The sequence below is a fragment of the Comamonas koreensis genome, assembly GCF_014076495.1.
In the GTDB taxonomy this organism is placed as follows: Bacteria; Pseudomonadota; Gammaproteobacteria; order Burkholderiales; family Burkholderiaceae_C; genus Comamonas; species Comamonas squillarum.
This window is the reverse complement of sequence record NZ_CP043575.1, coordinates 2,191,984-2,215,176: the sequence shown is the minus strand read 5'-3', so window position 1 is coordinate 2,215,176 and position 23,193 is coordinate 2,191,984. Positions and strand designations below refer to the sequence as shown.

Genomic DNA, 23,193 nt, shown 5'->3' with positions numbered 1-23,193 from the left:
GACATAAAAAAACAGGCCTGCATGTAGCAGGCCTGTTGGCTTGGTATCAGCGAAGAAGTGGTGCAGGATTTAGGCAGACCTAAGCCAGCAGGTCATAGAGCCCATAGCCCAACCCGGCAACGCCAATGGCCAGCAGCAGGCAGGAGGCCACCAGCAAGATGCGCTTTTCGCGGGCGGGCGAAATCAAGCTGCGCACCAGGAGCGCAATGAGGCCCAGCATGCTGAAATCCAGCACCATCCAGACAACGGTCAGCACCGCCAGGCTGTGGGAGGGCGCAGGCAACACGCCCATGAACTGAGGCAAGAACGAGGCAAAGAAAATGATGTCCTTGGGGTTGGAGACACCAAGGATAAAGCCCTGGCTGAAGCCGCCTTGCTGGCTGCCGGTGGCCGGTTCCGCAGTCATGGCCCTGCCGGGCTGGGCATCCATCACCCAGGCGTCGCGGATCATGCCCCAGGCAATCCAGACAATGTAGAGGCAGCCGGCCACGCGCACCAGCTTGAACGCAGATTCATCGATAACCAGCAAGCCCTTGATCAGCAGCGCCGACAGAAAAATCAGCACCAGCGATGCCAGGTTGGTGCCACAAATGGTGGCAAACGCATGGCGCATGCCGCCCACGAGGCCCGCTCGGGCCACCAGCAAGGTCACGGGGCCCGGGGTGATCAGCAAGGTAATGACCGACAGCGCAAACAGAAACACCAGCGAAAGATTGAGTTCAGACATGGGCAGCAGAGAGCGGGAAGAACGCGCGCCTGCAGTGCAGGGCAAAAAGCGCGATTGTGCCGCGAAGCACCGCGCAATTCAATGTATTGGGCAGTCACTTGCCAAGCAGCGCCAGCGCCCATCCGCCGATAAAAAACCGGGCCGCTCGCCCGGTGGGTGAATGCGGCTGGCGCGTGCTTACATCGCCCTGGCGTTAAATCGCAATCCCCAGGTCATCCCAGTCCGCCAGCTTGCCGCCAGCGGCGGTGAATTTTTGGTACGCGCTTTGGCGTTCGGCATCGATTTCGGTATTGCTCGCGCCACGCTTCCAGTAGCCAGCAATCGACACATCGGCCTTGTCCATGCCCAGCTCCGACTGGAAGTATTTGCGCATCGCGCGCATCTCATCGCGCTCACCCGCGCCCCAGATCACATGGCCAGCTGCGCCCGCCAACTGGCGCGCCTGCTGCAGCAACGGGTCGCGCCCATGCCCTGGCAAGCGCTGCAGCTGCAGGCCAGCCACCCGTGGCAGCTCTGCAATCCCATGCAGATCGTCGCTGGCAATCCAGCCTACGCCGCCCAGCCCTGCGGGCCAGCGTTGCAAGATCGAGTAGAGCGCGGGCAGGCCCGAATCATCACAAAACAGCGCCACAGGCCGGCCCTTGGCGTCGGGCAGCACGATGTTGACGCGGGGGCCTGTCAGCCGTACCTGCTGGCCAATGGCAGCCTGCGCGGCCCAGCGCATCATGGGGCTGTCGCCGCCATGCATCACCACATCAAACTCGGCGCAGCGGCTGTGCGGCGCAAAGCTTCGCACGGTATAGACGCGCGAGACCGCAGGTGCCTGAAGATCCGGGTACACACGGAAAGCCACATTCGCCTCATCCCAGACCGGGTCGTTGCCGACATCGCCCAGATGCATGCCCACCCGCAAGGTGTGGGGCGACGGGCGCTGCAGCGAGACGATGGTGGCATCGATCTGGTGCAGTCCGCGCTGGTGCTCCTGGTCGCGAGGCGCCTGCGCGGCCACTGGGCTGGAAGATGGGTTGGGAGAAGCGGAGGAATGGGACATCGATACACAGACCGCATGGGCCATCGAGTGCGTGGAGAAAAGAGCTTGGCTGGCTGACAGACCGCAAGGGCCTGCCGGTGGCTAGCAAAAACGACCTTGGAGACGCTGAGGTCCCGGGTCGCCCCACGATGAAACGGAAGCAAAGAGCCGCGCTGTGGCTGACGCTCTCGATGGCGGGATCATAAACCAGTTGAGAATGAATATCATTTAATACCCATACCTTTCACGCAGCCTTTGCAGCCAGCTATGCACTGATCTTACGCCGCCTTGCTGCTCTCGACCATCTCCAGCGCCGCGCCATGCGGCACCCGGATCAGCCGATGGGCATCGACCCCATTGCTGGCGGCGATGGCCACCAGGCGTGTGTAGGTAGCTTCATCGATGCTCGGCGTGCGCGACAGAATCCAGGCGTACTTGGCCGCATCACCGACCACCACGGCGTGTCCTGCATCATGGTCGACATAGACCACATGGTAGCCGGCATATAAAGGGCGAAAGAACGACACCTTCAGCGAGCCCAGTTCCGGGCCGGACAGCAGCTTGGCCACCGCAGTTGCCGACTTCCATTGGCCACGCTCCGGGTCAAAACCGCGATTGGTGACCTGCACCGTGCCATTGTCTTGCAACAAGTAGTCTGCGGTGCAGGAGGTCAGTCCGCGCTCAAACACATAGTCAATCCGTGCCAGCTCATACCAGTGGCCCATGTACTGCCGGACATCGAAGTTCTGCACAGGGCGAACATTCTTGGGCACCCTCACCCGCTGGCCGGTGTACCACAGCGCAGACACTGCAGCTGTCAAGGCCATGGCCAGCGGCAAGGAGGAGGTTCTGGAGGAGGCCGATGCCTCAGGTGTGCGGCGCATAAGAGGGTTCCTTCCAACAAACCCTTTTGTACCGCCGATGGCAAGCGGCCTGCGTAGGCCTTGCCACGGCAGCGGCCTAGGTGCATTCCGACAAGGCGTCAGGGTCTGCACCGCGCGCCCTGCAGCGGCGCATCAATTGCCTTTTTTGGGCACCACATTCTTGGGCAGCACCATCAGCACAAAGAGCGCAAACAAGGTGCACAAAATGGCAGCGGCCTCTTCACCTGCGCCCACCGCCATGCCTATCGCTGCGGTGAACCAGATGCCTGCGGCGGTGGTCAGGCCCTTCACATCCTCGGTGTTTTCCTTGGCGGGTTTCAAGATGGCGCCCGCTCCCAAAAAGCCCACGCCAGCAATCAGCCCCTGGATCACCCGGCTGGAGTCCATCGGCGTCATGCCCATCAGTTGCGCCACGGCCAAAAAGGTGGCCGCCCCCATGGCCACCAGCATGTGCGTGCGCAGGCCGGCAGCCTTGCCGCTGGCCTCTCTTTCATAGCCCAGCATGCCACCCAGCAGGGCCGCAAGCAGCAGCTTGAAAATGATGCGCGTGGCCTGCGCCAGATCGGTCAGATCAGACAGCTCGCCAGCGATGGTGTGAATGATGGTTTGGAACGCGGAGTCAGAAGCATTCATGGCTCGGGCCTTGGTGCATCACGCAGCAAGGCGGCCACGTTCTATGGCCGCCTGCATGCAGAAAGTAAAAAGACCTCCCTCGCAAAAGCCAGGGAGGCTGCTTGAATTACCAGCGGTAATTGTTCTTGGTTTCCCAATCCTTGACCTGCTGCTCGGCAGCATCTTTCGCAATACCTTCACGCTCTTGGATGCGGCCCACCAGCTGCTCGCGCTTGCCGTCGACCACGTCCAGATCATCATTGGTCAGCTTGCCCCACTGCTCTTGGACCTTGCCCTTGAATTGCTTCCAGTTGCCTTTGATCGTGTCTTCGTTCATCTGTCACTCCTTGCGGGTTTGCGGGTTAATCGGCTTGTGTGGTTTCAGTGTCACACCCTCACGGCCCCCGCATTGCAGTCGTGCAAGCAGCATTACCGTAGGGACTCTCCCACAGCGTGGCGAACACGGCGGATTTGCGCCCCCTATACAACAGAGCATGGCTTTGTCTATGGCCATTCCATACCCAGTACATCTTGTAAAGCGCATACTGGGGGTGGCGACGAGGAGCGGCCTCGCATAGAACCGGCATTCCAGCGATATTCAAGGAGTTGAAAGCCATGACTTATGCATCCAAACCCCTTCCGGCTCAGGCACTGAGCCAAGAAGAGATTCAAGCCCGTTATGAAAAGGACCGAATTTCTTACCCCGACGGTGTTCCCCACTCCCGTATCACCTGGATAGAAAGGCCAGAGTACAAAGGCAATGAACTCAGTTACCGGGGCCAAAAGCCCAAGATGATCGTGACCTTGGCCAGCTCGGCAAGTCCGACCATCCCCTCTTAGAACCTGTTCAAAGTCTCCTCGCGCCGCGACAGTGTCTTTGCGAGATGGGATGCGAGGGGGGCGCCCAGCCGCGCAATACCGCAGCAATAGCCATGATGCTATTGCGAGGATTTGCAACGACGCAGACCGCTCCCTAGCCGGGCGCCCCTTCCCGGGCAGCGCAAAGCCACTGTCCCTATGGGTTGGAGTGAAATCGGGCGATTTCTGCGTGCTGGCCCTTGCTTGCACCCCGGTGCAAGCTGCGCTCCATCCCTTCGAACTCATCCCGATTGCACTCCAACGCGGCTGCGTAGAGACTTTGAACAGGTTCTTAGCGCCATGCCTTTGGTGCACTAAACCTTGGCCCGTTGACGGGTGATCCTCCACCCACCCTTGCCACTTTTGCAAGCCCTCTTGTGAACTGCACCCCAAAAGTTGGACATCAATCCAACCTTTGGGGTGTTTTTCATGGCGAAGTACGACGAGAGTTACAAGCTGGAAGTTGTCCAGGGCTACGTGCAGGGGCAGCATGGGTTCAGAGCACTGGCCCATGCTCACGGTCTCGACCAAGCGACAGTGCGACGTTGGGTAAAGAGCTACCAGCAGCATGGCCTATCAGGGTTGCGCAAGAAGTTCAGTCGCTACAGCGCTGACTTCAAACTGGCAGTGTTGCAGCGGATGTGGCGAGATGATCTGTCTGCACGAGAGACGATTACCTTGTTTGATATCCGGGGTGGCACGGGTGTCATCAGCGCCTGGGAGCTGCAATATCACGACGGTGGGCCGCAAGCACTTGCACCCCGGCCAAGAGGACGCTCCAAGAAGATGCCAAACCCACCCACAGCCAAGCCCGCACAGGCACAAGCAGTTATGTCTGCGGACGACACGCGTTCGCACGCAGATTTGCTCAAAGAGGTGAAGTACCTGCGCGCGGAGGTGGCGTACCTAAAAAAATTGGAGGCCTTGGTTCAGGCGAAAAAACAAGCTGCGCAGAAAAAGCGCGGATAGTGCTTGAGCTAAGGCCAGATCACGACCTCAAGGACTTGCTGCGGGCAGGTAAGCTGGCGCGCAGCACCTTCTATTACCAGGCTCAAGTGCACAGGAGAGGCGACAAATACGCTGAGCTCAAGGCTCAGATCCGATCTGTCTACGAGCTTCACAAAGGACGCTATGGCTATCGGCGTATTGCGCTTGAACTCAAGCGCAATGGCTGTCATGTGAACCACAAGAGCGTGCAGCGCCTGATGCAGGTAATGGGGATGAAGTCCCTGGTTCGGCCCAAGAAATATCGCTCCTATCGCGCCGGGCAGCACGCGGACGTGGCCAATGTGTTGCAGCGCCAGTTCATGGCCGAGCAGCCTAACCAGAAATGGGTGACGGACGTGACAGAGTTCAACGTCTTGGGTAAAAAGCTATACCTGTCGCCTGTCATGGATCTATTCAATGGCGAGGTGGTGAGCTATCAGATGAATACGCAACCGCGCTTGAAGATGGTGGGTGACATGTTGCGCAAGGCGCTAGGCAAGCTGGGCAGGGAGGAAAAACCATTGCTGCATTCCGACCAGGGCTGGCAGTACCAAAGTCGTGCCTATCGCCGCTTGCTGGCCGATCATGGCCTGGTGCAAAGCATGTCACGTCGGGGCAATTGCTTGGATAACGCAGCGATGGAGAGCTTCTTCGGAACCTTGAAGTCCGAGTTCTTCCACCTCAACAAGTTCAGCAGTGTGGCGCAGCTTCAAGAAGGTCTTCACCACTACATCCATTACTACAATCACCAACGCATCAAGCTAAAACTAAAAGGCCTGAGTCCGGTGCAATACCGGATTCAGGCCTTCAGTCCCTAGCTTCCAACTGTCCAACTTCTTGGGGTCAGTTCATTGGAGGGCTTTTTTCTTGCACAGCGCGGCATGCGCCGCTTCTCGCAGCAGCCCGCGGGGTTGTAAGCTTGTATGAGGACTCGGGTGCTAGGATTGCGGCTCGCAACACAACCCTGTCTCTATCTGATGTCTCCGCTGAACGGTGCGCAAGCCGCGCACGCCACTCCGCTTGCAGGAAAGCTCTCCAACCGCGCATTCAACGCCCTGGCCCGCCACAACATCACGACCGTGGAAGAAGTCATCGCCGCCTATCCCGAGCGGCTGCTCAAACTGGCCGGCTTTGGCCTGCAGTCCCTGCGCGAGGTGGAGGCCGTTTTCTTTCCAGGTCAGTGCTATCTGGCTGAACTCAAAGATGGGCAACGCCCCACCAAGAAGATGCATGGCGCCCCGCTGGCTGCCTTGGGCCTGGCCACGGCGGCCTGAGCCGCTGACGGGCCGATATGCGATCCCCATATCGCCAGCGCCAGCGCCAGCGTGTGCTGCATGCCCCAGGCCAAGCTGACCTGCTCAACAACGAAGCGGCCATCTCGCAAGGAGACAGCGCCTTGTAGCGCATGCGGCCCATAGCCCCGCACCGCCGACGCCAGCGCAGCCTCAGCATGTACATGCGCCCAGCGATCAACAGGCCGCCCACTCTGGGGCTATTTCGCTGCAGCAAAACGCACCAAACGCTGAATATGCGCCCCCTTGATGGCTGCGGTATTCGGATGCGGTCGGGGAAGTATTTATGGCGCGCGATGAAACCATCAGCATATCGTGCTCTGTAAGATACTGCGATAAACACATCTGCATGGAGCTAGAGCATGGCAGCACCGCAATGGTTGAATCGCGCATCACGCCTTGTCGCCGCATCGCTTTTGGGGGCGGTCAACGCCGTTGCGGCTCCCGCTTCGCCTCCGCAACCCTATCCCGACGCTGCAGACAGCGACCCCGTCAAACTGGGCTGGATGGTGGGGTCGCCGCCGCCTGCAGACCGCATTCTGCGGTTTGACGACGGCTCGTATTTCCAATTCCCGGCGATGCGCTGGAGTGTCTCGCACTTTCGCGAGCTGATGCCGACCGTCAATATCTCGCGAGGACTGCGGCCTGCCGCTACGCTGCGCAGCGCCTTGCGCGATGATATTGACGGCGTGGAATTCAAGCGCCTCGATACCGGTGAAACAATGCGCTGGCGGGACTCACTGGCCGCCAACTACACCGACGGCATCGTCGTGCTGCACCAAGGCCGCATTGTTTACGAGCGCTATGCCGGCGCACTCCAGCCCGATGGCCAGCATGCGGCGATGTCGGTCACCAAGTCCTTTGTCGGCACCTTGGCAGCGATGCTGGTCGCAGAGGGAACACTGGACCCCGACCGCAAGGCCGCAGACTATGTGCCCGAACTCGCCATGTCTGCCTTTGGCAGCGCCACGGTGCGCCAGGTGATGGACATGACCACCGGCATCCGGTTCAGCGAAGACTATGCCGACCCCCAGGCAGAGGTCTGGGCCCATGCGGCCGCAGGCAATCCACTGCCCAAGCCCAAGGACTTCACAGGCCCGCGCAGCTACTATGAGTTTTTGCAAACGGTCCAGCCGCAAGGCATGCACGGTGAGGCATTTGGCTACCGCACCGCCAATACCGATGCGCTGGGTTGGATCATTGCGCGCACCAGCGGCCAGTCCGTCGCGCAGCTCTTGTCCAGCCGCATCTGGAGCCGCCTCGGCGCCGAGCAGGATGCCTATATGTCCGTCGACGCGACCGGTACCCCGTTTGCCGGCGGCGGCTTGAACACCGGCCTGCGCGACCTGGCGCGCTTTGGCGAGATGGTGCGCAACAACGGCTTTTTCAATGGCCAGCAAATCATCCCTGCAGCCGCGATCGCCGACATCCGCCAAGGCGGCAAGCCTGCCGACTTTGCCAAAGCCGGCTACGCCCTCTTGCCGGGCTGGAGCTACCGCAATATGTGGTGGGTCACGCACAATGCCCACGGCGCCATTGCCGCACGCGGCGTGCATGGGCAGGCGCTCTATATCGATCCGACCGCGCAGATGGTCATTGCGAGATACGGCTCGCACCCGGTGGCTGCTAATGCGGCAAATGATCCGATGTCATTGCCTGCGTTTGAAGCGCTGGCGCGGCATTTGAAGAAACACCCGCGTTAGGAATATTGAGATTTCGTAGAGAAAACCTTGCCACCCTCTGCAAAAAGAGGCCAGGAATGAAAAAACCGCCCAGAAGGCGGTTTGTTCAAAATAGAAACCTTGGAGAGGTTTCATACCAAATCCCTGTGATCCTGAAGTCTGGTTCTCTTCAGAGGGAAAATTTGGTAGGCGCGATTGGACTCGAACCAACGACCCCCACCATGTCAAGGTGGTGCTCTAACCAGCTGAGCTACGCGCCTGTCGTTGAAGACTCAAATTATAGCCAGAAAAAACGGCCCAAATGGAAAGTTGAGGCTTTTTTTGAAAATAGTGCTTTTCGGCCCTATTTGCGGCGCACCGAGCGCACGCCCGATACCGTCGCCACAGAGGCCAGCACCTTGGCCAGCTTGCCCGAGTCCGACACCTCTACAGTGAACGTCATCCAGGCAGTGCCTTTGACAGACTGGGTCTGCACACCGATCACATTGGTCTTGTCACGCGCGAACAGCTCAGAGATGTCACGCAGCAGGCCCTGGCGGTCGTGGGCCTCCACGGCCACATCGACGGGGTAGACCGCTTCGGTCGAGCGCTGGCCATGGGTGGGCAGGCCCCACTCCACATCAATGCTGCGCTCGGGATTGCGGGCGCACATCTCGCGGAAGTTGCTGCAGTCGTGGCGGTGCACGCTCACTCCCTTGCCCCGCGTCACAAAGCCCCCGATGCGATCGGGCGGTGCGGGCTTGCAGCATTTGGCCAGTTGGGTCATCAGCGAATCAACGCCCACCACCAGCACGCCGCCCTTGCCCGAGCCCTCGGTGGCCTTGCGCGGGCGGCTCAGCACCATTTCATCATCGGCCTGCAGGGGCTCCGGGGGGCGCAGGATGTTCTCAATGGTGCGCAGCGACAACTCGTCCTTGCCCACCACCTCAAACAGTGCCTCTGCGGTCTTGAAGCCCAGCTGGTCGGCCAGGTCATCGTGCTTGAGCGCCGTCTTGCCTTCGCGCTGCAGGAGTTTCTCGACCAGTTCGCGGCCCCGGCTCACCGTCTCGTGCATGACCTGGGCATTGAACCAGGCGCGCACCTTGGCCTTGGCGCGCGAGCTGACCAGGTAGCCCAGCTCGGCATTGAGCCAGTCGCGCGATGGCCGCCCTTCCTTGACGGAGACGACCTCCACCGTCTGCCCGTTTTGCAGCGGTGTGTTGAGTGGCACCATCTGCCCATCGACCTTGGCACCCCGGCAGCGGTGGCCCAGATCGGTGTGCACCGAATAGGCAAAGTCCACCGGTGTAGCGCCCTGGGGCAGCTCAATGACGGCGGCATTGGGCGTCAGCACATAGATATGGTCGTCAAACAGGCCACTGTCCTGGGTCTGGCCGACCATGTCCTTGCGCCAGGCCAGCAGCTGGCGCAGCACCGCAATCTTGGCGTCGTAATCACTGGTGGCAGATACGCCGGCATAGCCCTTGGTGCCCGCTTCCTTGTAGGCCCAGTGGGCGGCCACACCGTTTTCGGCATGGTCGTGCATGGCCTGGGTGCGGATCTGAATCTCGATGGCCTTGCCGTGCTCGTCCCGCACCACCGTGTGCAGCGACTGGTAGCCATTGGGTTTGGGCCGGGCGATGTAGTCGTCAAACTCCGACTCCACCGGGCTGAAGGCCTCGTGCACGAAGGACAAGGCTGCATAGCAGTCCTTGACCGTGGGCACCACCACGCGCAGCGCACGGATATCGAAGAGCTGGTCAAAGCCCAGCGACTTGCCGCGCATCTTCTTGATGATGCTGTAGATATGCTTGGGGCGGCCAGCGACTGTCGCGCTGATGCTGTGCGCGCGCAGGTCGGATTCGAGCCGCTCGCGCAGGCCCACCATATAGAGCTCACGCTCGACCCGGGTCTCATCGAGCAGCTTGGCGATCTTCTTATAGGTATCGGGCTCCAGAAAGCGGAAAGCCAGGTCCTCGAGCTCCCACTTGATCTGCCAGATACCCAAGCGGTTGGCCAGCGGCGCAAAAACCTGCAGGCTCTCGCGCGCCACCGCGGGCGACACCGGCCCCTTGGTGGCCGCATACCAGCGCAAGGTTTGCAGGCGTGATGTCAGGCGCAGCATCACCACGCGCAAGTCGCGCGAGAACGCCAGCAGCATCTTGCGGATGTTCTCGGTCTGCGTAGCCGGGTCATCGACCAGGTGGCCGGCATCGGCTTGGCGCGCCTGCGCCTGCACCTTCATCAGCGCCACGGTCTCCACCGCCAGCACCGCATAGCTCTCGCCAAAGGCTTTGCCGATGACTTCGCGCGGCTTGTTCAGCTGCTCACTGGTGTGTACCAGGTAGGCAGCCGCCTGCATCGCTTCGGAGCCACCAATGTGCTTGAGGATGGCAGCGACGGCATCAGCGTGCTGCAGTGCGTTCTCGCCCGTATCCAGGGTTTCCTCGGCGATCAGCGGTACGGAAAAAGCGCGCGCCCGGGCCAGCACGTTGTCTTGCATCGGCAAGGCATTGGCAGTGGCAGCCACCAGCGGGGAGACGGGCTCCGGGGGAAGATATTCCGCGCCTGGCGCGGGCTGAGCGACTGCCGTAAGACTTTTCATGTTGTCACCACCATCACACCCCCTCCGGGGCGTGCGCTACGCACCGCATAAAAAAGCCAGCACGGCAGCCGTTTGATCAAAAGATACCAAGGTGGGCGCATGGCCGACACCGGGGAACTCCACCACCCGCGCCTTGGGGCCGCGTTCCGCCATAGATTGGGCCGTTTTCGCAGAAAGCAAGTCTGAATCTGCACCCCGCAGCACCAAGGTCACAGCCTCGATCTGGTCGTAGAGGTGCCACAGCAGTTGCTCTCCGGCGGCAGCCATCTCTGGGGTCATCGCCTGCATGGGCTGCGCAATGGCCGGGTCGTAATGCAGGCGCACACTGCCGCCAGCTTCGGGCCGCAGCATCGGGCGCGACAGCGCCAGCCATTCCTCATCGCTGTGCGGGCCAAAACCCTTGGAGAGCTGGCCCATGGACGCAACCGCCTCTTGCTCGGAGCCATACAGCATGTGCTGGCCCACATAGCTGCCAATGCGTGCCAGCGCAGAGGCCTCGATGGTCGGCCCCACATCATTGAGCACCAGGCGGCGGATGGGTGCGGGCATCAGGGGCCGGATGCTGGGCTCACCGGCCAGGCCAATGCCGATGAGGCCACCCATGCTGGTGCCCACCCAATCGAGCTTGCCAATGGGCGCTGCGCCGTGCACCTGCTGGAGCAAGGCCAGCATATCGGCCACATACAAGGGGACCTGGTAGCCGGCCGGGTCTTCCAGCCAATCGCTGTAGCCGCGGCCCACCACATCCGGGCAGATCACCCGCGCCTGCAGCGACAGCTGCCGCGCCAGCACATCAAAATCACGCCCTTGCCGGGTCAGGCCATGGGCGCAGACGATCACATGCGGGTGATGCAGATCGCCCGTATCGTTCCACTCCCAATAGGCCATCCGGTGCGTGGCACCCTGGCGACCCGTGTCCGTATTCCCCGCCACCGCACAGGTGACATACTGCAAGCGTGGATCTTGGTACATGGCCCCTCTTATATAGAAGAACGCAGCGCTACCGGGCGAACCGTGGCTGGGGTTTGCCTTAGGATGGATGCATGCGTTTGCATGAATACTAACCGAGTAACTGGAGATATTGGATGTTGAAAGCAAAAACAGCGCTCGTCACCGGATCGACGAGCGGTATCGGATTGGGGATTGCCAAGGCGCTGGCGCGCCAGGGCGCCAACATCATCTTGAATGGCTTTGGCGACGCAGAAGGGCCCATCAAGGAAGTGCAGGACGTGATCACCAGCAGCGGCTCCGGCGCTCGGGTGGGCTACCACGGCGCCGACATGAGCAAGGCTGCCGACATCGAGGCCATGTTTGCCTATGCGACGCAGACCTTTGGCCGGGTGGACATCCTGATCAACAACGCCGGCATCCAGCATGTATCCAACGTACAGGACTTTCCGGTCGAGCGCTGGGATGCCATCATCGCCATCAACCTCACCAGCGCCTTCCACACCAGCCGGCTGGCATTGCCGCCCATGCAAAAGTCGGGCTGGGGCCGCATCATCAATATCGCCTCGGTCCATGGCCTGGTCGGCTCGGCCGGCAAATCCGCCTATGTCGCCGCCAAGCACGGCATTGTGGGCCTCACCAAGGTGACCGCGCTGGAGAACGCCGCCAGCGGCATCACCTGCAACGCCATCTGCCCGGGCTGGGTGCTCACGCCCCTGGTCCAAAAGCAGGTCGATGCCAAAGCTGCCCAAATGGGTGTCAGCAATGAAGAGGCCAAAAAGCTGCTGCTGGGCGAGAAGGAGCCCTCGATGCAGTTCACCACGCCCGAAGAGCTGGGCGAGCTGGCCGTGTTCTTCTGCTCACCGGCCGCCAACAATGTGCGCGGCGTGGCCTGGAACATGGATGGCGGCTGGGTAGCGCAATAATCTCCAGTCTGGGCGGCCCAGCCCAGCCACAACAAGGCGCGAAAGCGCCTTTTTTCAGGCCCTAAGCCACCAATGCATTAAACGCATAGATATGAAACATTTTTGAAAAACAGCATTCCTCCTTCCATAAAAGAGGCAATCTCAGCAAAAAATGCAGGAAAAAGTCGATTTTTGGCGTAAGAACCGTCCTCCCAAACTGCATATGTAACGCAAACTTTGTAACCATGGGTCAAAAAAGCGATGCCAGTTGCGCATTTTTCGCAAAAACCGGTCAAAATGTAAAAGTTACATATCAACCGGAGGATTCCACCCATGGTTACAGCAACCAATCGCGTCGACAAAATCTTGGTCGTTGATGATGACGCACGAATTCGCGATCTGCTGCGCCGCTATCTGTCGCATGAAGGCTTTGAAGTCATGATTGCCGAGGATGGCAAGGGCCTGCAGCGCATCTTGCTGCGTGAGACCGTGGATCTGATCGTGCTCGATTTGATGATGCCCGGTGAAGACGGACTGTCCATCTGCCGCCGCCTGCGCGCCAGCAACGACCGCACCCCCATCATCATGCTGACCGCGAAGGGTGAGGACGTGGACCGCATCGTGGGTCTGGAAGTCGGCGCCGATGACTACATCGGCAAGCCCTTTAACCCGCGCGAACTGCTGGCCCGTATCCACGCCGTGCTGCGCCGCCGCCCACCGCAAGAAGCGCCGGGCGCGCCATCGGGCGAGAACGAGGTGGTCAACTTCGGCCCCTTCACCTTTGACATGAGCACCCGCGTGCTGACCAAGGACGGCGAAGAGCTTCCCCTGACCACTGGCGAATTCGCGATGCTCAAGACCCTGGTGCGCCACCCACGCCAGCCGCTGTCGCGTGAAAAGCTGGCCCTGCTCGCGCGCGGCCGCGAGTTCGAGCCCTTCGACCGCAGTCTGGACGTGCAGGTTTCACGCCTGCGCAAGCTCGTCGAGGTCGACCCGGCAGCTCCTCGCTATATCCAGACCGTCTGGGGCGTGGGCTATGTGTTCGTACCCGATGGCGCCAACTGATTGTTGAGCCTGGCGCCCCAAAAACCGCCCCAGCTTGGCTGCGGGGCGGTTTTTTTATACCCCCACTGCCGGGCACAGCATGGTGTCCCGCCCGCTTTACAGCGAGAATGTACAGGCACTTCCGGCCTTTATTGACCCGACTTTTCTACACGCACACGGCCATGGCTCCCACCCCTGTTAACGACGCCGACCAATCCGGTCTGGCCCCTCTGGATGGCAGCGCCGCAGCGGCCGCGCACAGCAACAAGCGCACCCGCGTCGGCCTCAATCTTTTTTGGCGCACTTTCTTTTTGCTCGCCATCTTGCTGACCGGCAGCATCCTGGCCTGGGTGCAGACCCTGCGCTCGCTCGAGACCGAACCCCGCGCCATCCAGACGGCCCAGCAGATCGCCTCGCTGGTAAACCTCAGCCGTGCGGCGCTGATGCACTCCGATGCCATCGCCCGCGTCTCCCTCGTCAAGACCATGGCCGACCAGGAAGGCGTGCGCATTGTGCCGCGTGAGCCCAAGGATGTGTACGAGTCCATCGACAACTCCACCCCGCTGGGCGCGCGCCTGACGCAGGAAGTGACCAAACGCCTGGGCCCCAGCACCATCGTGGCCAGCAGCGTCAATGGCGAAGAAGGCCTGTGGGTGGGCTTCACTATCGATGGTGACCAGAACTGGTTCCTGATCGAGCCCTCGCGCTTCAACCCGGCTGGCGGCAAGACCTGGCTGGTGTGGGTGCTGACGGCCGCAGCGCTGTCGCTCGCTGGTGCAGCGGTGATCGCAGGCCTTATCAACCGGCCACTCAAGCAGCTGTCCAGCGCCACCAACCGGCTGCGCGAAGGCGACTTTGCCGCGCAACTCGACGAAGATGCCGTCACCAGCGAAATCCGTGAAGTGAACATCGGCTTCAACCGCATGAGCGAGCGCCTGTCCAAGCTCGAGCAAGACCGCGCGGTCATGCTGGCCGGCATCTCGCACGACTTGCGCACGCCGCTGGCCCGCCTGCGGCTGGAGACCGAGATGAGCGTGTTCGACCAGGTCGCGCGCGAGCACATGGTGGCCGACATCGTGCAGCTCGATGCCACCATCGACAAGTTCCTCGATTACGCCCGCCCCGACCATGCCGCCAAGCTCGCGCCGGTCAATGTTTACGGCGTCGTGTCCTCCTGCGTCTACGCCGTGCAGGACCACCAGGAGCTGCAGGTGCACATGAAGGTGCCCGAAGAGCTGATGGTCAATGCCGATGAGATCGAGCTCTCGCGCGTGCTGTCCAACGTGCTGGAAAACGCCCGCCGCTATGGCAAGACGCCAGGCGCCTCGCACACCCGCGTGGACATCACCGTCAAGTTCAGCGAAAGCACCGTCACCATCCGCATGCGCGACCATGGCCCGGGCGTCTCCAAGGACCAGCTGAGCAGCCTGACCAAGCCGTTTTACCGGGGTGACACAGCCCGCACGGCAGCCGCTGGTGCGGGCCTGGGTCTATCGATCGTCGAGAAAACCGTGCAGCGCATGGGCGGGCGCTTGAGCATGGTCAATGCCTCGGATGGCAGCACGGGCCTGGTCACCAGCATCTACCTGCGCCGCGCGCCCGACCAGGCCATCGGCAAGGAGCCCAAGCGCCGCCTGCTGCGCCCACAGATCAAGCGGCACCTGCCGGGAGCCCCTACCAACCTGGCCGATCTGCAATAAGCCCCCTCGCCTGCCAGCGGCACGCGCCGCTGGCACAAAGCCACGTCTGTGCATAGAATGCAGGCACCCCGTTGCCCGCCTAGGAGTTGACATGCAAGCCCAGTGCCTTTGCGGTGCGGTCCATGTGACTGCCCCGACTGTCCAAGATGTCCATGTATGCCATTGCAGCATGTGCAGGCGCTGGGGCGAGGGCCCCGCCTTCACCTTGCATGGCGGCACCGAGGTGGAGTTGACGGGCCCCGTCACCCGCTATGCCTCCTCCCCCTGGGCCGAGCGCGCCTTTTGCAGCCATTGCGGCACGCATTTGTTCTACCGCCTGCTGGCCACCAACGAGCATTTTCTGTCGGCTGGCCTGTTCCAGGACGAGGACGGAATGCGGCTGGCCTCGCAGATCTTCATTGACGAAAAGCCTGCCTATTACGACCTGGCCAATGACACCCCCAAGCTCACTGGGGCGCAGGTGTTGGCGCAGTACGAAGAGACCTGAGCTGGTGCCTCACGGCAAGAAAGGATGACCGCCTCTCGCGGGCCGTCATCCTTTCTTGCCAGCGCTTGACTTAGGCCTGCTCGCCAGCCCGCACCAGCAGCACCACCGCACGGGCTTCCATCGCCGCACCCTGGCCTACCGGGCCCATCTTCTCGGCCGTTTTGGCCTTCACATTGACCTGGGTTTCATCAATGCCCAAGGTCTTGGCAATAGTGGCCCGCATCGCAGGAATATGCGGCGCCAGCTTGGGCGCCTGGGCAATGACGGTGCTATCCACGTTGTTGACCTGCCAGCCTTGGGCCGCCACACGGCGCATGGCCTCGGCCAGCAACACGGCCGAATCGGCACCCCGGAAAGCGGCATCGGTATCGGGAAAGTGCGATCCGATATCGCCCATGCCAGCGGCGCCCACCAAGGCATCGGTGATCGCATGCAGCAGCACATCGGCATCCGAATGGCCCAGCAGGCCGGTGGTGTGCGGCACCTGGATGCCGCCCAAAATCAGGTCCCGGCCGGGCACCAGCGCATGAATATCCCAACCCTCACCAATGCGCATTTGCAGCATGTGTATCCCTTATCTCGTCCGTTTACATCCGTACCCCAACGCGAGCCACCACAGGCCCGCCTAAGGAGCCGAGGCTGTGCAGCGCGTCGCCGGGGATTCAATCAAAAAGTGCCGCCACCTGGCTGTCGCCGCTGGCCATGCGCTGCAGCAGCAAGGCCTCGGCCAGCGCAAAGTCATCGGGGAAGGTGACCTTGAAGTTAAAGCTGCTGCCCGGCACCAGCCGGGGCTGCAAGCCCAGCGCCTCGATGGCACTGGCTTCGTCGGTCACATCGTTACAGCGCTCCAGCGCTTCGAGCAGCGTACCGATGCGGAACATCTGCGGCGTCTGCGCCAGCCACTTGTCCACCCGGGGCAAGGTGCTGCTGACGCGGCTTTGGCCATGGGCATCGGTGGCAGCGGCCTTGAGTGTATCGGGCAATGGCAGTGCCAACAGGCCCCCCACCGTATCGGCCGCACATTCCTGCATCAGCTGCTCGATCTGGCCGGGCTTGATCAGGCAGCGCGCCGCATCATGCACCAGCACCCAGTCATGGGGCTGGGCCCCCAGGCCCGAATCACCCAGCAGGCTGCGCAGACCGCCAGCCACGGTATCGGCCCGGGTGGGGCCGCCGCAGGCGCTGATGGCAAAGCCCGGGCGCTGGTAGCGCTGCAAAAAATCATCGCCCGCGCTGACACCGACCAGCACACCCGAGAGCGGCTTGGCCGCCATGAAGGCGGCCAAGGTATGCAGCACCAGCGGCCAGCCCGCCACCTGTTGGTACTGCTTGGGCAGATGGGCGGGGCGCGCGGCATCCACCGCACGGGCGCCCACGCCGGCACATGGCAAAAAGGCCCAGAATTTGGCCACCACCTCCTGGCGCATCTCGCCCAGCGCCTGGGTCTGGGCGCCCGGGTCAGCCGGCAAGACGGCTGCTGGCACCGTCACCGGCGCAGCCACCTCGGGTGCAGCCCTGGGTACAGCAGGGATCAATTCGTTGCGGGTGGTCTGGTTCATGGGGGTATTTTAGAATGGAGCGGTTGCACGGTGCTGTCAGCCAGACCCGTGCTTTTGCTGTTTATTGAGCGCCCAGGGGCGCCCTTGTAGGGGGTGGCCTTGGCTGCACAGGCCCAGGCGCGGCATGCCGCCCCGGGCTGTCGTCCGTGTATGGACTGGTTCGGACCCCTATGGAACTCCCCAAACTCAACGCCGGAAAACGTTTTCAACTGCCCATGCCCCCGGGGAGCGCCGATGCCTTGCTGCTCGCGACCTTGGCCACCCACGAGGCCGCAGCGCAGCGCGTCACGGCCATCATCACCGCTGACGCAGGCGATGCCCACCGCTTGCAGGACGAGCTGGCGTTTTTTGCCCCCGAGCTGCGCATAGCCCTGTTCCCGGACTGGGAAACCCTGCCCTACGACACTTTCTCGCCGCACCAGGACCTGATCAGCGAGCGGCTCGCTGCGCTGTGGCGCATCAGCCAGGCCGAAGCCGATGTGGTGCTGATCCCGGCCACCACGGCGCTGTACCGCCTGGCACCGCCCTCCTTTTTGGCGGGCTACACCTTTGCGTTCCAGGCTGGGCAAAAGCTCGATGAGGCGCGCCTCAAGGCCCAGCTGACGCTGGCCGGCTACAACCATGTCTCCCAGGTGGTGAGCCACGGCGAGTACTCGGTGCGCGGCGGCCTGATCGATCTGTACCCGATGGGCTCGCTCGTGCCCTACCGGGTCGACCTGTTCGATGACGAGATCGACTCCATCCGCACCTTTGACCCCGACACCCAGCGCAGCCTCTACCCGGTCAAGGATGTGCGCTTGCTGCCCGGGCGCGAGTTCCCGATGGATGACGAGGCCCGCACGCGCTTTCGCAACAAGTGGCGCGAGATGCTCGAAGGCGACCCGACCAAGAGCCGCATCTACAAGGACATGGGCAACGGCGTGGCCACGGCCGGTATCGAGTACTACCTGCCGCTGTTCTTTGAGGAGACCGCGACCGTGTTTGATTACCTGGGCAGCCAGGCCACCTTGGTGCTGCATGGCGATATCGAGCCGGCCTTCCAGCGCTTTTGGCAGGACACACGCGACCGCTACCGCCTGGTGCAGGGTGACCCCGAGCGCCCGGTGCTACCGCCCGACAGCCTGTTCCTGAGCCCCGACCAGTTCTACGCCACCGCCAAGCAGATGGCCCAGCTGTCGCTGCGTCCGCAGTTGGAAGACGTGGAGCACAGCGCCATCTTCCAAAAGCTGGGCGACCTGGCTGTGGTGCGCGGCGCCGAGGACCCGCTCGCCAAGCTGCAGCAGCACATTGCCCAGCGCCAGGCCCGCACCTTGCTGCTGGCCGAGAGCGATGGCCGGCGCGAGAGCCTGCTCGACTTCTTCCGCGCCAGCGGCCTCAACCCGCCAGCCTTTGATTCGCTGGCCGAGTTCCAGCAGACCACGGATGAGCCCGTCGGCATTGCCACAGCGGCGCTCGCCAAGGGCTTTCGCTGGGCCGAGCAAGGCATTGACTTTGTCACCGAGACCGAGCTGTTTGCTGCCACCGGCGGCGCCCGCCGCAAGCGCCGCCAGGAGCAGGCCAGCGATGTCGAGGCGCTGATCAAGGACCTGTCCGAGCTCAAGGTGGGCGACCCGGTCGTCCATGCCCAGCACGGCATCGGCCGCTACCATGGCCTCATCAACATGGATGTGGGCCAGAAGAACCCCGATGGCACACCGGCGCTGCAGGAGTTCCTGCACCTGGAATATGCCGACAAGGCCGTGCTCTATGTGCCAGTCAGCCAGCTCGCGCAGATCAGCCGCTACACCGGCGTGTCGGCCGAAGAGGCCCCCTTGCACAAGCTGGGCAGCGGCCAGTGGGAAAAGGCCCGCCGCAAGGCCGCCGAGCAGGTGCGCGACACCGCCGCCGAGCTGCTCAACATCTATGCCCGCCGCGCCGCCCGCGAAGGCCATGCCTTCCGCTACAGCCCGCAGGACTACGAGCAGTTCGCCAACGACTTCGGCTTTGAGGAAACCGCCGACCAGCGCGCCGCCATCCATGCGGTGATCCAGGACATGATCTCGCCCCAGCCGATGGACCGTCTGGTTTGCGGCGATGTGGGCTTTGGCAAGACCGAGGTCGCCTTGCGCGCGGCCTTTGTGGCCGTCACCGGGGGCAAGCAGGTGGCCCTGCTCGCGCCCACCACCTTGCTGGCAGAGCAGCACTACCAGACCCTGGCCGACCGCTTCTCCAAGTGGCCGATCAAGGTGGCGCTGGTGTCGCGCTTTCGCTCGGGCAAGGAAGTGAACACCACGATCAAGGGGCTCGATGACGGCACCGTCGACATCGTTGTCGGCACGCACAAGCTGCTGTCCGAAAAAACCCAGTTCAAGAACCTGGGCCTGCTGATCATCGATGAAGAGCACCGCTTTGGCGTGCGCCACAAAGAGGCGATGAAGGCCATGCGGGCCGAGGTCGATGTGCTCACGCTGACGGCCACCCCGATTCCGCGCACCATGGGCATGGCGCTCGATGGCCTGCGCGATCTGTCAGTGATCGCCACCGCGCCGCAGCGCCGCCTGGCGATCAAGACCTTTGTGCGCAGCGAAGGCACCGGTGTGATTCGCGAAGCCGTGCTGCGTGAGTTGAAGCGCGGCGGCCAGTGCTACTTTCTGCACAACGAGGTCGAGACCATCGAGAACCGCCGCCAGAAGCTCGAAGAGATCCTGCCCGAGGCCCGCATCGCCGTGGCCCACGGCCAGATGCCCGAGCGTGAGCTCGAGCGCGTGATGCGCGACTTTGTGGCCCAGCGCTACAACATCCTGCTGTGCTCGACCATCATCGAGACCGGCATCGACGTGCCCAGCGCCAACACCATCATCATCAGCCGCGCCGACAAGTTTGGCCTGGCGCAGCTGCACCAGCTGCGCGGCCGGGTGGGCCGCAGCTACCACCAGGCCTATGCCTATCTGATGGTGCCGGACTTGGACGGCCTGACCAAGCAGGCTGCGCAGCGCCTCGAAGCCATCCAGCAGATGGAAGAGCTGGGCAGCGGTTTTTACCTGGCCATGCATGACCTGGAGATCCGGGGCGCGGGCGAGGTGCTGGGCGACAACCAGAGCGGCAACATGATGGAGATCGGCTACCAGCTCTACAACGAGATGCTGTCCGAGGCCGTGCGCAGCTTGAAGGAAGGCAAGGAGCCCGACCTGCTCAGCCCCCTGTCTGCTGCCACCGACATCAACCTGCATGCCCCGGCGCTGCTGCCCAACGACTACTGCGGCGATGTACACCTGCGCCTGTCGTTCTACAAAAAGCTGGCGACTGCCAAGACCAGCGAGCAGATCGACCACCTGCTCGAAGAGATCGTGGACCGCTTTGGCAAGCTGCCATCGCAGGCCCAGACCTTGGTGGATGTACACCGCCTGCGCGTGCTCTGCGAGCCCTTTGGCGTGCAAAAGGTCGATGCCGCGCCCGGTGTGATCAACATTACCTTCCACCCCAACCCGCCGATCGAGCCGATGACCATCATCGGCCTGATCCAGAAGAACAAGGCCATCAAGCTGGCGGGCAACGACAAGCTGCGCATCGAGCGCGCGCTGCCCGAGGTCAAGGACCGCGTGCAGATGGTGCGCGATGTGGTGCGCAGCCTGGGCAAGCCCGTTTCGGCCGCTCCGACCGCTGTGGCCACGGCCTGAGCGGCCTTTGCCCATCCCGCAGCCCGTTTATCATTCCCCTACCCTCACCCCTCAAAAGCTCCCATGAGTGCCTCTACCGAATTCGCCCCTGGCCTGACGATCCAGAACCTGGCCACGCCGCAAAAGCTGTCCGACTACAAGCTGATCGCGTTCGACATGGACTCGACCCTGATCACCATCGAGTGCATCGACGAGATCGCCGACATCACCGGCAAGAAGGCCGAGGTGGCCGCGATCACCGAAGCGGCGATGCGCGGCGAGATCACCGACTACAAGGACAGCCTGCGCCAGCGCATGGCCCTGCTCCAGGGTGTGCCCATGGCCGCGATCGAGCGCGTGCTGCAAGAGCGCCTGACCCTGACCCCCGGCGCCAAGACCCTGGTAGATGCGGCGCATGCGGCCGGCCTCAAGGTGCTGCTGGTCTCGGGCGGCTTCACCTTTTTTGCCGACCATGTCAAAAGCCTGCTGGGCATCGACTTTGTGCGCGCCAACCAGTTCGAGGTCAAGGACGGCCAGCTGACCGGCGGCCTCATCGACCAGAGCTGGGGCGATATCTGCGACGGTGAAGAAAAGCGCAGCACCGTGCTGGGCCTGGCGTCGCTGATGGGCATCACGCCCGAGCAGGTGATTGCCGTGGGCGATGGCAGCAACGACCTGCCGATGATGCGGGCCGTGGGCCTGTCGGTCGCCTTCCACGCCAAGCCGCGCGTGCGCGCCGAAGCCAAGGTGGCGATCAACACCGGCGGGCTCGATCGCCTGCTGGAAGTGCTGGGCTGATAGCCCCGGCCGATCCGGCCGCACAACAACGGGAGCCATGTGCTCCCGTTTTCCGTTCTGTCCCAGCCGCTGGGCCATCTCATCTAAAACCCCAACACCCAACCCCAGCTTAGGCAGCGCGCCCTGCCGCCAGGGCCCAAGCACCCTACACTCAGTCACTTGCATGTAACACCAAGTGAAGCGCTATGAACACCCGCTCCTGGCTGGAAAAGCTGGTCGCATTCGACACCACCAGCCGCAACTCCAACCTCGCCCTGATCGAAACCGTGCGTGACGCACTGGCCCTCCAGGGTCTGAAGGCCGAGCTGATCCACTCACCCGAAGGCGACAAGGCCAACCTGTTTGCCACCCTGCCTGCCGATGACGGCAGCACCCAGGGCGGCATCGTGCTGTCGGGCCACACCGATGTGGTGCCGGTCGACGGCCAGAACTGGGACAGCGATCCCTTCAGCCTGACCGAAAAGGAAGGCCGGCTCTACGGCCGTGGCAGCGCCGACATGAAGGGCTTTATCGCCGCATCGGTCGCGCTGGTGCCCGAGTTCCTCGCCATGCCGCGCAAAAAGCCCATCCACCTGGCGCTGTCGTATGACGAGGAAGTGGGCTGTGCAGGCGCCCCGGTGATGCTGCGCGCCTTGAAGGCACGCGGTCAGCAGGCCGATGGCTGCGTGGTGGGCGAGCCCACCAGCATGCAGGTGGTGGTCGCGCACAAGGGCATCAACCTGTACCGCTGCAAGGTGCATGGCAAGGCAGCGCATTCGTCGCTGACCCCCAAGGGCTGCAATGCCATCGAGTACGCCGCACGCCTGATCTGCCATATCCGCGATGTGGCCGACCAGTTCAAGGCCAACGGCCCCTATGACGAGTTCTATGACGTGCCGTTCACGACCATGACCACCAACCAGATCTCGGGCGGCATCGCCGTAAACACCATCCCCGAGCTGTGCGAGTTCAACTACGAGTTCCGCAACCTGCCGGGCATGACGGCCGAGAGCATCCAGGCCAAGGTGCAAAGCTATGTGACCGGCGAGCTGCTGCCGCGCATGCGCCGCGAGTTTGCCGATGCCCGCATCGACATCGAAACCGGCCCCGCCGCCCCCGCGCTGGAAGCGAGCGAGCAAGCGGCCATCACCGCGCTGGTGCGTGCGCTGACCGCCGACCAGGCCACGCGCAAGGTGGCCTATGGCACCGAGGCAGGCCTGTTCCAGAACCTGGGCATCCCCACCGTCGTCTGCGGCCCCGGCAATATCGAGCAGGCGCACAAGCCCAACGAGTTTGTCGAGATCAGCCAGCTCGAGGCCTGCGAGCGCTTCCTGCGCAAGCTGGGCCAGTCGCTCTGATTTAAAATACGCACTGCGGCTGCAAGGCTTGCCACCGAGCCCACCCTGCCCCAGGGTGGGCTTTTTATCTTCTGCCAGAAACCGGCGCCAGCGAATGCTGCTGCAGCCTTCACGTACCATTGCG

At 62.5% G+C, this 23,193-nt stretch carries 20 protein-coding genes and 1 tRNA gene; 11 read left to right on the top strand and 10 right to left on the bottom strand.

Features of this window, described 5'->3' with window-relative positions; genetic code table 11:
* Positions 1 to 79: 79 nt before the first annotated feature.
* The 5 genes from F0Q04_RS09885 to F0Q04_RS09865 all read right to left on the bottom strand — a co-directional run bounded on the left by F0Q04_RS09885 (position 80) and on the right by F0Q04_RS09865 (position 3,590).
* A complete protein-coding gene (locus F0Q04_RS09885; protein WP_182345300.1) occupies positions 80 to 727 on the bottom strand; it encodes a LysE family translocator in 648 nt (215 codons plus the stop codon).
* Between the two features lie 193 nt (positions 728 to 920).
* A complete protein-coding gene (locus tag F0Q04_RS09880; protein ID WP_182345299.1) occupies positions 921 to 1,778 on the bottom strand; it encodes a siderophore-interacting protein in 858 nt (285 codons plus the stop codon).
* Between the two features lie 257 nt (positions 1,779 to 2,035).
* A complete protein-coding gene (locus tag F0Q04_RS09875) occupies positions 2,036 to 2,641 on the bottom strand; it encodes a lipocalin family protein (protein WP_182345298.1) in 606 nt (201 codons plus the stop codon).
* 132 nt (positions 2,642 to 2,773) lie between these two features.
* Positions 2,774 to 3,274, bottom strand: a complete 501-nt coding sequence (locus tag F0Q04_RS09870) for an MgtC/SapB family protein (RefSeq protein WP_116924996.1) — start codon at positions 3,272 to 3,274, stop codon at positions 2,774 to 2,776.
* Between the two features lie 106 nt (positions 3,275 to 3,380).
* Positions 3,381 to 3,590: a CsbD family protein gene (locus tag F0Q04_RS09865; protein WP_116924995.1), complete on the bottom strand. Its 210-nt coding sequence runs from the start codon at positions 3,588 to 3,590 to the stop codon at positions 3,381 to 3,383.
* Positions 3,591 to 3,868: 278 nt separating this feature from the next.
* Between F0Q04_RS09865 and F0Q04_RS09860 the strand changes: the two genes are divergently transcribed.
* From F0Q04_RS09860 to F0Q04_RS09845, 4 genes are all read left to right on the top strand, one after another.
* Positions 3,869 to 4,093, top strand: coding sequence for a hypothetical protein (locus F0Q04_RS09860; protein WP_182345297.1), 225 nt, complete (start codon positions 3,869 to 3,871; stop codon positions 4,091 to 4,093).
* Positions 4,094 to 4,540: 447 nt separating this feature from the next.
* A protein-coding gene (locus F0Q04_RS09855) for an IS3 family transposase (protein ID WP_182345607.1) occupies positions 4,541 to 5,916 on the top strand; the annotation gives its coding sequence in 2 pieces (ribosomal slippage) (positions 4,541 to 5,030 and positions 5,030 to 5,916; 1,377 coding nt in all).
* Positions 5,917 to 6,075: 159 nt separating this feature from the next.
* Positions 6,076 to 6,372 (top strand): DNA-directed RNA polymerase subunit alpha C-terminal domain-containing protein, encoded by a 297-nt coding sequence (locus tag F0Q04_RS09850; protein WP_165841128.1) that lies wholly within the window; start codon positions 6,076 to 6,078, stop codon positions 6,370 to 6,372.
* 380 nt (positions 6,373 to 6,752) lie between these two features.
* Positions 6,753 to 8,093, top strand: coding sequence for a serine hydrolase domain-containing protein (locus F0Q04_RS09845; RefSeq protein ID WP_116924993.1), 1,341 nt, complete (start codon positions 6,753 to 6,755; stop codon positions 8,091 to 8,093).
* A 162-nt stretch (positions 8,094 to 8,255) separates the two neighbouring features.
* Here the strand turns inward: F0Q04_RS09845 and F0Q04_RS09840 are convergent.
* From F0Q04_RS09840 to F0Q04_RS09830, 3 genes are all read right to left on the bottom strand, one after another.
* Positions 8,256 to 8,332, bottom strand: a tRNA-Val gene (locus F0Q04_RS09840).
* 83 nt (positions 8,333 to 8,415) lie between these two features.
* Entirely contained in the window at positions 8,416 to 10,656 is a 2,241-nt protein-coding gene (locus F0Q04_RS09835) for a RelA/SpoT family protein (RefSeq protein WP_182345296.1), read from the bottom strand.
* A 36-nt stretch (positions 10,657 to 10,692) separates the two neighbouring features.
* Positions 10,693 to 11,628, bottom strand: coding sequence for an alpha/beta fold hydrolase (locus F0Q04_RS09830; RefSeq protein ID WP_232539569.1), 936 nt, complete (start codon positions 11,626 to 11,628; stop codon positions 10,693 to 10,695).
* A gap of 113 nt (positions 11,629 to 11,741) precedes the next feature.
* On the opposite strand from F0Q04_RS09830, the gene F0Q04_RS09825 reads away from it, so the two are divergent.
* The 4 genes from F0Q04_RS09825 to F0Q04_RS09810 all read left to right on the top strand — a co-directional run bounded on the left by F0Q04_RS09825 (position 11,742) and on the right by F0Q04_RS09810 (position 15,740).
* Positions 11,742 to 12,530: a 3-hydroxybutyrate dehydrogenase gene (locus F0Q04_RS09825; RefSeq protein ID WP_116924991.1), complete on the top strand. Its 789-nt coding sequence runs from the start codon at positions 11,742 to 11,744 to the stop codon at positions 12,528 to 12,530.
* Positions 12,531 to 12,842: 312 nt separating this feature from the next.
* Positions 12,843 to 13,574 carry a two-component system response regulator OmpR gene (gene ompR, locus F0Q04_RS09820; protein WP_021027409.1) on the top strand — a complete coding sequence of 244 codons (732 nt, stop codon included), beginning with the start codon at positions 12,843 to 12,845 and terminating at the stop codon, positions 13,572 to 13,574.
* A 161-nt stretch (positions 13,575 to 13,735) separates the two neighbouring features.
* Complete coding sequence (locus tag F0Q04_RS09815; protein ID WP_116924990.1) at positions 13,736 to 15,253, top strand: sensor histidine kinase; 1,518 nt, start codon at positions 13,736 to 13,738, stop codon at positions 15,251 to 15,253.
* Positions 15,254 to 15,344: 91 nt separating this feature from the next.
* Positions 15,345 to 15,740 carry a GFA family protein gene (locus F0Q04_RS09810; protein ID WP_116924989.1) on the top strand — a complete coding sequence of 132 codons (396 nt, stop codon included), beginning with the start codon at positions 15,345 to 15,347 and terminating at the stop codon, positions 15,738 to 15,740.
* Between the two features lie 70 nt (positions 15,741 to 15,810).
* Here F0Q04_RS09810 and ispF read toward each other — a convergent pair whose 3' ends face one another.
* Together ispF and F0Q04_RS09800 are read right to left on the bottom strand one after the other, a co-directional pair.
* Positions 15,811 to 16,296, bottom strand: a complete 486-nt coding sequence (gene ispF / locus F0Q04_RS09805) for a 2-C-methyl-D-erythritol 2,4-cyclodiphosphate synthase (RefSeq protein ID WP_116925242.1) — start codon at positions 16,294 to 16,296, stop codon at positions 15,811 to 15,813.
* 106 nt (positions 16,297 to 16,402) lie between these two features.
* Positions 16,403 to 17,167 carry an IspD/TarI family cytidylyltransferase gene (locus F0Q04_RS09800; RefSeq protein WP_116925241.1) on the bottom strand — a complete coding sequence of 255 codons (765 nt, stop codon included), beginning with the start codon at positions 17,165 to 17,167 and terminating at the stop codon, positions 16,403 to 16,405.
* 302 nt (positions 17,168 to 17,469) lie between these two features.
* Here F0Q04_RS09800 and mfd point away from each other — a divergent pair, with 302 nt between their 5' ends.
* The 3 genes from mfd (at position 17,470) to argE (ending at position 23,069) form a co-directional block, all read left to right on the top strand.
* The gene (mfd, locus tag F0Q04_RS09795; protein WP_182345295.1) at positions 17,470 to 20,955 is read left to right on the top strand and encodes a transcription-repair coupling factor; all 3,486 of its coding nucleotides are present in this window, start codon (positions 17,470 to 17,472) and stop codon (positions 20,953 to 20,955) included.
* A gap of 63 nt (positions 20,956 to 21,018) precedes the next feature.
* The gene (gene serB, locus F0Q04_RS09790) at positions 21,019 to 21,732 is read left to right on the top strand and encodes a phosphoserine phosphatase SerB (protein ID WP_182345294.1); all 714 of its coding nucleotides are present in this window, start codon (positions 21,019 to 21,021) and stop codon (positions 21,730 to 21,732) included.
* A 185-nt stretch (positions 21,733 to 21,917) separates the two neighbouring features.
* On the top strand, positions 21,918 to 23,069 hold the full coding sequence (gene argE, locus F0Q04_RS09785; protein WP_116924986.1) for an acetylornithine deacetylase: 1,152 nt from the start codon (positions 21,918 to 21,920) through the stop codon (positions 23,067 to 23,069).
* Positions 23,070 to 23,193: the final 124 nt, after the last annotated feature.

Bases quoted from the DNA above. Each gene is read 5' to 3' on its own strand.
- F0Q04_RS09870 (WP_116924996.1), bottom strand. From the start codon at position 3,274: ATGAATGCTTCTGACTCCGCGTTCCAAACCATCATTCACACCATCGCT.
- mfd (WP_182345295.1), top strand. From the start codon at position 17,470: ATGGAACTCCCCAAACTCAACGCCGGAAAACGTTTTCAACTGCCCATG.
- F0Q04_RS09830 (WP_232539569.1), bottom strand. From the start codon at position 11,628: ATGTACCAAGATCCACGCTTGCAGTATGTCACCTGTGCGGTGGCGGGG.
- ompR (WP_021027409.1), top strand. From the start codon at position 12,843: ATGGTTACAGCAACCAATCGCGTCGACAAAATCTTGGTCGTTGATGAT.
- serB (WP_182345294.1), top strand. From the start codon at position 21,019: ATGAGTGCCTCTACCGAATTCGCCCCTGGCCTGACGATCCAGAACCTG.
- F0Q04_RS09800 (WP_116925241.1), bottom strand. From the start codon at position 17,167: ATGCGCCAGGAGGTGGTGGCCAAATTCTGGGCCTTTTTGCCATGTGCC.
- F0Q04_RS09815 (WP_116924990.1), top strand. From the start codon at position 13,736: ATGGCTCCCACCCCTGTTAACGACGCCGACCAATCCGGTCTGGCCCCT.
- F0Q04_RS09885 (WP_182345300.1), bottom strand. From the start codon at position 727: ATGTCTGAACTCAATCTTTCGCTGGTGTTTCTGTTTGCGCTGTCGGTC.
- F0Q04_RS09875 (WP_182345298.1), bottom strand. From the start codon at position 2,641: ATGCGCCGCACACCTGAGGCATCGGCCTCCTCCAGAACCTCCTCCTTG.
- F0Q04_RS09835 (WP_182345296.1), bottom strand. From the start codon at position 10,656: ATGAAAAGTCTTACGGCAGTCGCTCAGCCCGCGCCAGGCGCGGAATAT.
- F0Q04_RS09825 (WP_116924991.1), top strand. From the start codon at position 11,742: ATGTTGAAAGCAAAAACAGCGCTCGTCACCGGATCGACGAGCGGTATC.
- F0Q04_RS09850 (WP_165841128.1), top strand. From the start codon at position 6,076: ATGTCTCCGCTGAACGGTGCGCAAGCCGCGCACGCCACTCCGCTTGCA.
- F0Q04_RS09880 (WP_182345299.1), bottom strand. From the start codon at position 1,778: ATGTCCCATTCCTCCGCTTCTCCCAACCCATCTTCCAGCCCAGTGGCC.
- F0Q04_RS09865 (WP_116924995.1), bottom strand. From the start codon at position 3,590: ATGAACGAAGACACGATCAAAGGCAACTGGAAGCAATTCAAGGGCAAG.
- ispF (WP_116925242.1), bottom strand. From the start codon at position 16,296: ATGCGCATTGGTGAGGGTTGGGATATTCATGCGCTGGTGCCCGGCCGG.
- F0Q04_RS09845 (WP_116924993.1), top strand. From the start codon at position 6,753: ATGGCAGCACCGCAATGGTTGAATCGCGCATCACGCCTTGTCGCCGCA.
- F0Q04_RS09860 (WP_182345297.1), top strand. From the start codon at position 3,869: ATGACTTATGCATCCAAACCCCTTCCGGCTCAGGCACTGAGCCAAGAA.
- F0Q04_RS09810 (WP_116924989.1), top strand. From the start codon at position 15,345: ATGCAAGCCCAGTGCCTTTGCGGTGCGGTCCATGTGACTGCCCCGACT.
- argE (WP_116924986.1), top strand. From the start codon at position 21,918: ATGAACACCCGCTCCTGGCTGGAAAAGCTGGTCGCATTCGACACCACC.